The 12,581-nt window shown below is 51.2% G+C and carries 11 protein-coding genes; 2 read left to right on the plus strand and 9 right to left on the minus strand.

Features of this window, described 5'->3' with window-relative positions; all coding sequences use genetic code 11:
- Positions 1-63: 63 nt before the first annotated feature.
- The 9 genes from ppsA to PQG83_RS00275 all read right to left on the minus strand — a co-directional run bounded on the left by ppsA (position 64) and on the right by PQG83_RS00275 (position 7,864).
- Positions 64-2,487 (minus strand): phosphoenolpyruvate synthase, encoded by a 2,424-nt coding sequence (ppsA, locus tag PQG83_RS00235; RefSeq protein WP_312745355.1) that lies wholly within the window; start codon positions 2,485-2,487, stop codon positions 64-66.
- A 52-nt stretch (positions 2,488-2,539) separates the two neighbouring features.
- The gene (locus PQG83_RS00240; protein WP_312745358.1) at positions 2,540-2,923 is read right to left on the minus strand and encodes a hypothetical protein; all 384 of its coding nucleotides are present in this window, start codon (positions 2,921-2,923) and stop codon (positions 2,540-2,542) included.
- Between the two features lie 86 nt (positions 2,924-3,009).
- Positions 3,010-4,440: an RtcB family protein gene (locus PQG83_RS00245; RefSeq protein ID WP_376753544.1), complete on the minus strand. Its 1,431-nt coding sequence runs from the start codon at positions 4,438-4,440 to the stop codon at positions 3,010-3,012.
- 85 nt (positions 4,441-4,525) lie between these two features.
- The gene (locus tag PQG83_RS00250) at positions 4,526-4,960 is read right to left on the minus strand and encodes an archease (RefSeq protein ID WP_312745363.1); all 435 of its coding nucleotides are present in this window, start codon (positions 4,958-4,960) and stop codon (positions 4,526-4,528) included.
- Positions 4,961-5,342: 382 nt separating this feature from the next.
- Entirely contained in the window at positions 5,343-5,546 is a 204-nt protein-coding gene (locus PQG83_RS00255; protein WP_312745365.1) for a dodecin family protein, read from the minus strand.
- Between the two features lie 71 nt (positions 5,547-5,617).
- Positions 5,618-6,019 (minus strand): c-type cytochrome, encoded by a 402-nt coding sequence (locus PQG83_RS00260; RefSeq protein ID WP_312745368.1) that lies wholly within the window; start codon positions 6,017-6,019, stop codon positions 5,618-5,620.
- A 62-nt stretch (positions 6,020-6,081) separates the two neighbouring features.
- Positions 6,082-6,519, minus strand: a complete 438-nt coding sequence (locus PQG83_RS00265; protein WP_312745371.1) for a c-type cytochrome — start codon at positions 6,517-6,519, stop codon at positions 6,082-6,084.
- A gap of 28 nt (positions 6,520-6,547) precedes the next feature.
- Positions 6,548-6,742: a hypothetical protein gene (locus PQG83_RS00270; RefSeq protein WP_312745374.1), complete on the minus strand. Its 195-nt coding sequence runs from the start codon at positions 6,740-6,742 to the stop codon at positions 6,548-6,550.
- Positions 6,743-7,225: 483 nt separating this feature from the next.
- Positions 7,226-7,864, minus strand: coding sequence for a superoxide dismutase family protein (locus PQG83_RS00275; protein WP_312745375.1), 639 nt, complete (start codon positions 7,862-7,864; stop codon positions 7,226-7,228).
- A 912-nt stretch (positions 7,865-8,776) separates the two neighbouring features.
- On the opposite strand from PQG83_RS00275, the gene PQG83_RS00280 reads away from it, so the two are divergent.
- A complete protein-coding gene (locus PQG83_RS00280; protein ID WP_312745377.1) occupies positions 8,777-11,575 on the plus strand; it encodes a sensor histidine kinase in 2,799 nt (932 codons plus the stop codon).
- 196 nt (positions 11,576-11,771) lie between these two features.
- Positions 11,772-12,419: a response regulator gene (locus tag PQG83_RS00285; RefSeq protein WP_312745380.1), complete on the plus strand. Its 648-nt coding sequence runs from the start codon at positions 11,772-11,774 to the stop codon at positions 12,417-12,419.
- Positions 12,420-12,581: the final 162 nt, after the last annotated feature.

Genomic DNA, 12,581 nt, shown 5'->3' on the forward strand with positions numbered 1-12,581 from the left:
TGGGTACGTGGGAGCGTGACATCCTCCTTCTTGGTCAACCTTTTCGATGGCGGCGTCTTAGGATCAATTCTTATTTAAAGACTGTTCCATTTCCAGAATTTTGACCGTGGTTTTGAGAATAGCATCGGGATTCAAGGAGATGCTGTCGATGCCCTGTTCCACCAGGAACTGCGCAAACTCGGGATAGTCACTGGGGGCCTGGCCACAGATGCCGATCTTCCGCCCTTTGGTCTTCGCGGCCTTTATGACCTGGGCGATGAATGTTTTGACTGCGGGATTACGCTCATCAAACACATGAGCCACAATTTCTGAATCCCGGTCCACGCCCAGCACCAACTGTGTCAAATCATTTGAGCCGATGGAAAATCCATCGAAGATCCCGGCAAAGTCTTCGGCCAGAATGACATTACTGGGAATTTCGCACATCACATAGACTTCCAGGCCCTTGTCGCCACGTTTCAGTCCCTGCTTGGCCATTTCCTCGAGAACCTTTTTGCCTTCCTCAACTGTCCGGCAAAATGGAATCATCAGCTTCACGTTCGTGAGTCCCATCTTTTCCCTGACTTTTTTCATGGCCTGACATTCCAAGGCAAAGCCGTCCCGGTAACGGGGATCGTAGTAGCGGGACGCGCCACGAAATCCGAGCATGGGGTTCTCCTCTGTCGGTTCATAAGCCCTGCCGCCAATTAAATTCGCGTATTCGTTCGACTTAAAGTCGCTCATGCGGACAATGACGTCTTTGGGGTAGAAGGCTGCCCCGATCATCCCGACCCCTTGAGCGAGTTTGTCGATAAAGTATTGCCTTTTGTCGGGATAGGCCGTGGTGAGATGATCAATCTCAGCTTTTACGCCGGCATCCTTTATTCGGCCATACTCCAGCAACGCCAAGGGATGGATTTTTATGAAGGTGCTGATAATAAATTCTAGGCGAGCCAACCCGACGCCGTCATTGGGAATACCGGCAAGCGAAAAGGCTTCTTCAGGATTTCCAATATTCATCATGACTTTGGTGCGGGGATGACCCAAATTTTTCAGAGAAACCCGCTCGACATCAAATGGGAGCCGGCCTTCATAGACGAACCCGGTGTCACCTTCCGCACAAGACACCGTCACCGATTGCTCGTTCTTGAGGGCGTCGGTCGCCCGCTCTGCCCCGACGATGGCCGGAAGACCGAGTTCCCGACTGACGATCGCCGCATGGCAGGTCCGTCCTCCTCGATTGGTTACGATGGCCGACGCTTTTTTCATGATCGGTTCCCAGTCCGGATCGGTTTTGTCTGTAACCAACACGTCTCCTTCTCGAAAGTCCTGCAGGTGTTGGACATGGGTGATGACCCGAACCGCGCCCTGACCGATTTTCTCTCCCACGCTCCGGCCTTGAATGAGAACCTGTCCCCGCTTGGTCAGGTGATAGGTTTCCATCACATCGGGATCTTTTCTGGACTGAACCGTTTCGGGCCGGGCTTGGACAATGAACAGCTCCCCTGTCTGTCCGTCCTTGGCCCATTCGATGTCCATGGGACACACTCGGCCTTTCTTCTCGCTGTAATGGTCTTCAATGAGGCAACCCCATCGGGCCAATGTCAGAATTTCCTCATGGTTCATGGCAAAACGGTTTCGGTCATCGGGGGAGACCGGCACGTTTTTGACCATCTTGCTTCCCCCGATATCATAAATCAGTTTGAATTCCTTGCTTCCCGCAATTTTATGAAGAATGGGCTGAAACCCCTGCTTGAGGGTGGGCTTAAAGACATAATACTCATCAGGATTAACGGCGCCTTGCACGACATTTTCCCCAAGCCCATAGGAGGCGTTAATCAGAACAACATCGGGGAAGCCGGTTTCCGTATCAATCGTGAAGAGCACGCCTGCTGAGGCCAAATCGGAACGCACCATTTGTTGCACCCCGATAGACAGGGCGATTTGGAGATGGTCGAACCCTTTATCGACTCGATAGGAAATGGCCCGGTCGGTGAACAACGACGCAAAGCATCGCTTGCAGGTTTCAAGGAGCGCCTGATGGCCCTGCACATTGAGATAGGTTTCTTGTTGTCCGGCAAAACTGGCATCCGGTAAATCCTCCGCTGTCGCACTGCTTCGTACGGCGACGTCGGCTCCTTCGGTTGATTGGGTACTCAGTCGGGCATAGGCTTCCTCTATGGCCTGTTCGATTGCTGGAGGAAGGGTTGCACCAATAATCGCCTGTCGGATTTGTCGCCCTCGTTGACGGAGGTTGGACATATCCCCGGTATCCAGGTCGCCCAGGATCTGTTGGATTTTGGTGTCGAGTCCGGCCTCACGAAGCACATAGCGATAGGCCTCAGCCGTGATGGCGAAACCGTTGGGAATCCTGACCCCCTGGGGAGTGAGCTCCCGGTACATTTCGCCAAGAGAGGCATTTTTACCTCCCACTCGACTGATATCCTGTAAGCCAATTTCTTCAAACCAGAGGATGTAGGATTCAGGTGATGAGGCAGGAGGTTTCATACCAATGACGTTCCTTTTTTATATTTCAAAACCAGTAAAACGGCATGGCCACTCAATACACATCGTAAGGGTCGAAGGCGGTCATTGCCGTACCCGGTGCCTGTCGACCGGAAAGCGAAAGTGTTTTCCCGCAAATGGGACAGGTGAATTGTTCAACCTTTGTTTCATTTGAATAGTGGCTGCTGGCCATCACCTGAGGGGGCCATGTGCAGTGACAGAGTTGAAAGCCCAGGGATTGCCCCATGGCTGCATGACCAACCTGTATCATCCGTTCCGCTTCTTCAATCTTTTTTTGAATGGTTTTTCTTTGTTCGCCTGACGGCAGATGATCGTTCGCGGAATGGACGAGGGCCATGGCCTCCTTTAAGGAGGTCAACCCTTTCGTGAAGGCTTCCAAGACCTTGAGAAGACTCTGTTCCCTTTGAGCGTGATCCATACCAATTTCCCCTTGTCTTGATGCTTGTGTTGATGAACGATGCGATGGCGGCGTCCCTGGTACAGTTGTTTGAGATGGTCAAACTCTTATCCCTTAATGCAGATTAACGGGCGCATTTTCGCTACCTTACGGGCCAAGTGCGCCTGTTCAGCCGCATCGACCACGGCGGTGACGTCTTTATAGGCACCCGGCGCTTCTTCGGCGACCCCCCGTGCGGATGGACTTCTGATCAGGATTCCCTGAGCCGCTAATTCCTGAATCACCCTCTGACCTTTCCATTGGCGGGTGGCTTGATGACGACTCATACTGCGCCCTGCTCCATGGCAGGCGGACCCATAGGCCAAACCCATGCCTTCTTTCGTTCCGACCAAAAGATAGGAGGCTGTACCCATGGTTCCCCCGATAAGGACTGGTTGACCGAAAGCTTGGAGATCAGGAGGGATGGCAGCATGTCCCGGACCAAACGCACGCGTGGCACCTTTCCGATGGACAAAGACGCGCCGACTCCGGCCGCCGATTTGATGCTCCTCCATTTTGCAGGTGTTGTGTGACACATCGTAGAGCAGCGGCAGGGATGTCTGAGGAAAAATTTCCGAAAAGGCTTGGCGCACTAAATGCGTGACGATTTCACGATTGGCTAAGGCACAATTCATCGCCGCTCGCATGACCCCTAAATACTCCTGCCCCAAGGGGGAGTCGATCGGGGCACAGGCCAATTCGCGGTCCGGCAATGTAATGCCATACTGGCTTGCCGCCACCACCATTTTCTTGAGGTATTCGGTGCCGATTTGATGCCCAAGCCCTCGGGATCCGCAATGAATGCTGACAAGGATATCTCCGGAATGAATCCCGAGTTTTTCCGACAAGGGATCGTGATAGGTTTCCACGACCTCCTGAATTTCCAAATAATGATTCCCTGATCCTAACGTGCCCATTTCGTCCTGCTGGCGCTTCTTGGCCTGATCGGATACGTACGCGGGTTTTGCCCCGGTCATGCAGCCGTGCTCTTCGATGTGCGATAAATCTTTTGCTGTCCCATAGCCTCGTTGGACCGCCCATTGAGCGCCTCCGGCGAGCATGTCATCCATTTCCTTGGGTTTCAGGTGCAATCGACCGGTACTCCCCACGCCTGCGGGCACCTGTGCAAATAAGAGGTCTGCCAGTTTTTCTTTCACAGGAGTAATATCCTCCGTCCGTAAACCCGTATAGAGGGCCCGTACGCCGCAGGAAATATCAAACCCCACACCGCCGGCCGACACCACCCCGCCCTGTTGAGGGTCGAAGGCAGCGACTCCGCCTATGGGAAACCCGTAGCCCCAATGAGCGTCGGGCATGGCAAACGAGGCTTGGACAATTCCCGGGAGTGTGGCCACATTGACGACCTGTTCATACACCTTCAGATCCATGTCACGGATGAGTGACTCATCTGCATAAATAATTCCCGGCACCCGCATCCTTCCCTTCTGAGGAATGTGCCACTCATACGCAGAGACACGGGACAAGAGATTCAGGTCCATACGGTTTGCCGCAAAAAAGAAGAGTGGATCAATCGGTGCCCTGACATAGTCGGCTCACCATGCATGCGATTTTTCACTCACAACATTAGACATCCACGACACATTGGGCAACCCAGCCGTTTCCCTCAATTTGCCGGACCGATAATTCGGTATAGGTGGCCCCTTTGATTTCTACGGCTGGTTCATGTTTGATTCGATCGATTGGTTCCCCTCGCGCAATGGCTTTGAGGTGATGATCCGTGATCGTGACGTCAAACCGGCCGAATACCATGTGACCGCATGCCATTTCATAGATAAGGGCATTCAGCCAATCGACCAGTAATAATTCATCATCCGGCGCGTCGCAGGTGAAATGGCGCTCCATCAGAGGATCGACCTGTCGGGGATCCGTCACGACAGCCGTCAGAGCTACGGCAGCCTGTTCAAAGGCTTGGGGCTTGGTGATTCCGAAACCACGAATCCCCATATCCGCCTCATGGGGAAAATGCTCCCACCCTCTTGAAGCCTCAAGGCCGTCCATGTGTGTCAATAGCCGGTTGTCAGCCTGAGCTTCAAGCAAAGGAGTGTTGAATAAAAAGGATGTTTAAGGGCAAATTTGCCCAGGATTAAATTACTCATCAAAGGCTCCGGGTCGGTTCAAAAAAGTCCGTCCAGCAAGGCCGCAGCCGTTTTTTCGCGCGGAGCGTAGGCTTAGTACGTGAGCACGGGAAAATGGCGAGCACGCCGCTGGCGGCTTTTTTCAACAGATCCAGCAAAGGACCTGTGCCCAAGTTGACGGCACCATAGCTCAGCCACATCCTTCAGTGAACCTTGCCCTGAGCCCCTTCGACTGCGCTCATGGCAGGCTTGTCGAATGGGTCAGCATGACAAGGAGCGGGAAGCCATCTGCCTTTTGTTTCTGGCTATTCCAGCAGGAACGATATGTTCGCGTTAATTCGATATTTGGTGATCTTGTTATTTTCCACTTTGGCTTCCATATCTTTGATGTAAATTGATTTTATGCCGTGCACGCTTTTGGCTGCTTTGGTCACGGCGTACGAAGCCGCATCCTCCCAACTCTTGTCTGATTCTGCTAACACTTCGATCACTTTTAACATATCTGACATGGCTGAACCTCCTTAATATGAAATATAAAAATGAATGATAAACCGCTTCCCTGGAGACAGTGGTTGAGACATTATCCGTGCCTCTCTGTTGAAGGATGAAGTTTGGCAATGGGATTAAAGGGAGCAAGGATTCTGATATATCGCAAGACATCCCAGCGCTCATCTTCCGTCAGGCGCTCTGACCACCCATGCATGGGAGAAAATACGGCTCCATAGGTAATCACAGTCATCAATTCCCAATCGGTTTTTGATCGTGATTCCAACGAGTGAAAATTCGCGGGCTGTACCAACAAGAATTGGGTGTCCGGCCCGTCACCTGCCCCCTTTGGTCCATGGCAGTTCACGCAATGTTTTTCAAACAGGACTTGCCCATTTCGAGGGTTGCCTGGAACTTCTTGACTGAACACCAGAATGGGCCAGGCCATGATGAGGATGAAACTGAGAAACCCAAGGTATTTGTGTGGTTGATGCATGATGTCCTCCTGCTCGCTTAACTGTGGGGATCTTCATCTATGGACGGTCAGAGTCTTCATCCTCATGGCTCCTGGATAGATTCCAGGTACGACAGCAATTGCCAGATTCGCCCTCGTACTTGGTCGGCCCACTCCGTTTCAATCGAGACTTCATCATCCGGTATTCGGAACCATATTCCAAACACCGGCATATCACGCGTGCCATGACTCGGAATATGATCGCGCCCATCGATCGTGCGGTACGCGTGCCAAAAGGGAAATGATCCACCATGGTTGGCTGATAACCTGGTCAGATCCGCCGGCTTGGGCTTCAAAGATGCAGAAAGAGGACCGTCTCCCTTGCCCTGGGTTCCATGACAGGATACGCAGAATTTTTGAAAGAGGTGCCTCCCTCCGGCTAAGACATCCTGTTCCTGAGCCCATGCCGAACTCATCCCCATCCCCAAGATCAGCAGGGCGAGGCTCCCATTCCGCTGGAGAAGGCTAAGCAAATGATTCATAGTGCATCCGCTGGGTAAATGAAGCCATTTAGGCAACCTCTTGAGCATGTTTGGGGGAGGATTTGTCTTGGCCATGTTTGCGATTGGATAGGGTTTGCACATCAAAGATTTCCCCGCAATTTACACATCGCCATTCATAAATCCACACAGTGTTATGAATATTTTCCATATTCAGACAGGTATCCATGACCATCAACCCATGGCAGCGGGAACAATCCATCATGTCACCTCCCGGTATCAGTTTTTTCCCAAGGTATGTTCCTAAAGCAATAAAATGTATAACCCCTTTCAGCATGCCGTCTCAGTTTGTGAGCGAGGGAGAACATGAATCCAATAACAAAGAGGATCTATCAAACCTTATGCCAAACCCGGAATATGGATTCGGGACGGAAAGAATGTTGAGGAATTTGGGCAGCAAAAGAATGCCCAATCCCTTTGGGAATGGGGCGAAACCAAAAATAACCAGCGACGAAACCTTGAACCGGAATACAGTTAACCAGGCATGGTACGGCGGAGAAAAGAACGGGGAAAGAAGCAAATGTCAGTGGAACTGCCTGCGTACTGTAGCATCTTTCCCCAGAGCTTTCGAACAGTTGGTCCCAGTCTTCCTCACCCTGGATCCATTCGACATACGAAAAATATATGTCTGGGACAGGCTATCGAAGAGGATGTATGGAGTGAGATTCCCGTCAACACCGGATGCTTGTTAGCGATCAGGGCGAGTGACGGGTTCGATAATGCCGCAGGCATCCCGCGGGCCACCCGCACAGCCCGCAACTAATTCATCCTCCCCCACCAGGTCACAATAGAGGTCTGGGTTGGTATGGATGATGAATGCGCTATCCGCATCGTCTCCCGCACCCTCATCAAAAATACTGAGGCGCCCTTCCGAGAGCGTGATCCGGTTCGTGGTGGTATGCATGACACCTATCCCATTGCGGACTTCAATATTCACGAGGTCTCCCATATGAAACGGGTGATTGAAATGAGGGCTGTCCGGTGCATTAGGGTTGCCGCTGTAAAGTTCAATGGCTCCTGGATCATGATGGCCTTTGGCCGCGCTACATGGCTCGCAGGCGGCGGCTTCATGGATGTGGACCGCATGTTTGCCATCCGACAATCCCTTCACAAACATGGAGACTTCCACTTCCTTGATGCCTTCCTCGGTGAAACGTTCCTTCAGAGTCGCTCTTCCCTGAATCTCGGGATCGGTACAACCGGCGATTTCGGCCGTGGCCTTTTCGACTCCCTTGTTGAAAAGCCTCTTGGCATCCGCATCTGAGTAACCGAATCCCACCATCGCAAGGCAGGCAACGAACCCCCCGAACAGGAATGAAGACTTCATGACACACCTCCCTGGGAAAAAAAATAGAATGGTCCATCCGGGAATGTTTCCGGACGTGTAAGAAATCAAAGCGACCAGGTTAACTTAAACGCACTATGGCTTGAACTAGGGTTTGCCCTAGGAAATAAGAAAAATTACCCTGGTTAAGAGACTGATGACTCACGCTTCATGACGGTTAGGACATGTCGCGTCTCTGTCATTCTCGTGATCTGGTGAGCGAGGACCCCAATCGCATACGGAGGAAGAGGAATGCACGATGCCATGCGTCGCAAGGTGAAGGAATGAGGGGCATATAGGAGGGGCAAAGACAGAGGGCTGTACCTTTTGAGCCAAAATGCCTATGATTAAAACTTTGGCGAGGTGTTTCAAAATTTACCCCTAGGGGGAAAGCTTCCCTAGCTATTGGAAAAAAGCTATTGCAATTCCAAAGACCTCCCGAAAAACCGAAGAGGAAAATTGTTTTCCCCAAAATGGGCTCCCCTCGGAGTCTTGTCACGGAGCAATCCAAAGTTTCACGATCACGTCCTCAGATTTCATCCCCATTCAAGATCATCCCTGATTCTTATAAATTTCCCGGACTTCAGCTAGCTTTTCCATCGTTGGATTTGAGGCAGTAAAGGATTTACCAACACCTGAAATAAGCCTAAATTGATGGATGGTGAACCTCACCCATCATTCCTTCGGCTATTTTAAAGGGCCCGGAACGTCACCAATGGATTTGCCCATGAATGCAATCATCGTCCCAATTGGCAAAATCTTTGGAAAGAATTCGTGTCACAACTGGATTCCTGGTTGCATAGGCATGACAAGAATTTAGTGAGGGTGGATGTCCGATAAAAACCCTCGGGCATGAGATGAGACAGGCAAGGCAAGTCTTGCTATCCGCCTTCGCGCAAAGTGAGAAGCAAAGGCATGAGTCCAAAGAATAAACCAGCTACGGGAAGTCATCCTTTACGTCGAAAAGCTGTGACAGGGCTGTTGACCACCCGCGAGCAGGTAAAAAAGATGACGCTGGAGGAGGTCCAGCACCTCGTGCATGAACTCCAGGTCCATCAAATCGAACTGGAAATGCAAAACGAAGAGTTGCGTCAGGCCCAACGAGAGCTTGAGGTGACACGTAATCGGTATGCCGCATTGTTTGATTTTTCAAGGGTAGGATACGTGACCCTTGATGATGGCCATAACCGCATTCTAGAGGCCAATTTGACTTTTTGCCATTTGGTGGGTGTGTCACGGGTAGATATCCTCAATAAGAAGTTAGAACAATATGTCATCCCGGATGATCAACGGGCGTTTAAACGGTATTTGGATTTTCTGAGGCAGACCCCGGGCACGCCCCGTTCCGATCTTCTCACTCTGCAGCATTCCAACAATCCCCGTCGGGTCCGATTAGAAGGCTGTCTGGAGAGCAAGGAACCTTCAAGTAAGATAAGGGTGTTTCGAATCGCGGTGGAGGATGTCACGATACAGGAGCAAGTCGAATGCGCGCAGGATGAGCAAAGGGCCTTGATGGCGGTCGTGATGGGCGGAGTCATGGATGCCATCGTGACCATCGATGAAAGTCAACGAATTGTCCTGTTTAATAAAGCGGCGGAAGACATGTTTGGTTGTCCTGCCTCAAGCGCCCTTGGACAACCGATAGAGCGGTTTATTCCGGAGCGGTTTCGTGCAGTCCATCAGGAACATTTTCAACAATTTGGCCGGAACCCGAAGCCCTTCCGTCAGATGGGTGGGGCAATGGAGATTTTCGGACTCCGGACCAGCGGAGAGGAATTTCCTATCGAAGCGACCATTTCACAAGTGCAGGTTAAAGAACAAGGCAAAAAGCTCTTCACCGTCGTGCTACGGGACGTCACCGAACGTCGACACGCTCAGGAGATGCTGAAAAAAGACCAGCAATTTATTACGGCCATTTTGGACACTGCCGGTGCTTTGGTGGTGGTCATGAATCGCCACGGGCAGATCATCCGGTTTAATCGCGCCTGTGAAAGGCTGACGGGGTATGCATTTGAAGAAGTCCGCCATAGGCTCATTTGGGATATACTCCAACCGCCCATGGTGGGGGTGGAGGAAGTGAAGGAATATTTTCAGGCCATTCTCCAAGGCCAGGCCCCGACTTTTCAGGAAAATTATTGGGTCACGAAGGAGAATATCCGGCGCTGGATTGCGTGGTCTTATGCGGTGCTCAAGGACGACCAGGGTAGGGTGGACTTTGTGATCGTGACAGGGATTAATCTCACGGGACAACGGAACGCGCAAAGAGCGTTAAAAAACGAACAGCGGTTCATTGCCAATGTGTTAAATACGACAGGAGCCCTGGTGATCATCCTGGACCCCCAATGGAGAATTCTTCGCATGAATCGGGCCTCTGAGCAGAGGGTCAGGCACGCGTTTCAAGACTTGAAGGGACAGCCATTCTGGAATCTCCTGACTCCTTCGGAAGATGACAAAGAAGGAGCCACAGAGGTGCTGGAGGCTTACAAAACAGGCCGGTTCCCTTGCACCTTTGAATCGGCCATTCTGGATAAGGCACGTCAGCTTTGTTGGATTCAGTGGAACACGACCGCCAGCTACAAAAAAAACGGAGGTGTGGAATATTTTATTGTGACCGGCACCGATATCACTAGGCGCAAGCACACTGAGCAGCTGCTTCAACAAAGCAAAGAGCAGCTTCAGGCGATTCTTGATCATAGTCCGGTCTCCATATGGCTCAAGGATCTTGAAGGTCGGTATCTGAAGGTCAATCGGCAGTTCGAAAAGAATGCGGGTCTGTCGGAGAAGGAGATATTGGGCAAAACCGATATGCAAATTTTTCCCTCCGAACGGGCTTCGCGATTTTGGGAAATTGACCAAACCATTCTTCAAACCCGGCAGGCCTATGAATCCGATGAAATATCGGATCGTTCAGATGGAAAACACACCGAACATGTGTTTAAATTTTTATTGACGACTCCCAAAGGAAAACCCTATGCGCTCTGTGGAATTGCCACGGATATTACACAAAGAAAACAAGCGGAAACCATTCTTCAGGAAGCCTCTCAGCGCCTGGAAATACAACAGCTGGAGCTTCGCTCACTGGCTGCCCAACTCCTGACTGCGCAGGAAGAGGAGCGCCGGCGTCTATCCCGTGATCTGCACGATGATGTCAATCAACGGCTCGCGCTGATGAGTTTGAAACTGCAATCAGCACAAAATGATCTTCCGGAAATTCATCCTGTTTCGCAAAAGCTTCATGAGCTTTATGCCAATGTCGGGGATCTGTCCGATGATATTCGGCGTTTAGCCTACCAATATCATCCGTCGATCCTGGATGACCTTGGATTGGGCTCGGCTCTTCGCTCGTTGTGCGAAGACTTTGAGAAGTGGGAAGGGATTTCGGTCACGTGTGAGTTGCCTGAAGGAGCACCAAGAATTTCCCAAGCGGTGGGCACATGTCTGTACCGTGTGGCACAGGAGAGCCTGCGAAATGTGGTAAGACATGCTCAGGCTTCGGCCGTCCATCTCCTTTTGGGGGAAGGACAGGACATTATTCTCTCAATTCGCGACAATGGAAAAGGATTTGAGGTGGACGGGCTTCTTTCGCGAGGTTTGGGATTTGTCAGCATGAGAGAACGGGTTCGTCTGGTAAGTGGAACCCTGTCGGTGGAGAGTCAGCCTGGCCATGGCACTACCGTGACGGTCTCAATTCCGGAGAGCGAACAACACGAGTAGTGTGTGGCAAAGATCGGCTCATGACGCCAGGCTCCAGAATAGTTGGATTCCCCGTTCCTCAAGGGTATTTTTCAATTACCGATTGTCGGGAATGAGGGGCAGGTGCTGAGGTTGGCAAGGCAGGGCATGGAAAAAGTTGAGGAATGTCTTCATGGTCAAGGTAATGGCTTTGCATCAATAGCATAGGACAAGTTCCATGGTGACCCGACCTCGTATAGTATTAGCCGATGACCATGCATTGGTTCTGGAAGGCCTGGCCAAACTGGTCACGGAGGGCTGTGACCTTGTCGGGAAAGTGGAGGATGGACGAGCTCTTCTCCAGGCCGCTCAGAAGTTGGAACCGGATGTCATCGTCTTAGACATTTCCATGCCAAAATTGAATGGACTGGATGCCGCCCGTCAACTGAAAAAATTACTTCCATCGATCAAGCTGATTTTTCTGACCATGCATGCGGACCCTCTGTATGCAAAGGAAGCTTTTCAAATCGGGGCCTCCGGATTTCTCTTGAAACGTTCTGCGGCTTCAGAGTTGATGCAAGCTATCAATGCCGTAATGAAAGGGCAGTACTATGTGACCCCGGCCATTGCCAAGGATTTTCTGGGTACCATTACTCAGGAAATGCCGGCCTCTCCAGCTGAGGCAAACTCTCTCACGCCTCGGCAGCGGGAAGTATTGCAACTCATCGCCGAAGGCCACAGCACCAAAGAGATGGCGACGATGTTACATGTATCTCCCAAAACCATTGAATTTCATCGAGCCAAGATTATCCGGGAGTTGAATTGTCAAAGCACGGCGGAATTAACGAGATATGCCATTACCCATGGTCTCGTGTCTCCGGAATAGAGAATTGGTGAATTCTTTACACCAGGGATATTTCTCTCGAAAACTAGGGATTTTCCTAGTGGTGATGTGCCCACGCTTGTTGGTATTACCTACCCCATTCAGACAGGTATCAATTTTTTGAAGGGTCAAGTTGCCGTTGCCGGTCTCACATCCTTACCCCAG

Source organism: Candidatus Nitrospira neomarina, from assembly GCF_032051675.1.
Taxonomy (GTDB): Bacteria; Nitrospirota; Nitrospiria; order Nitrospirales; family UBA8639; genus Nitrospira_E; species Nitrospira_E neomarina.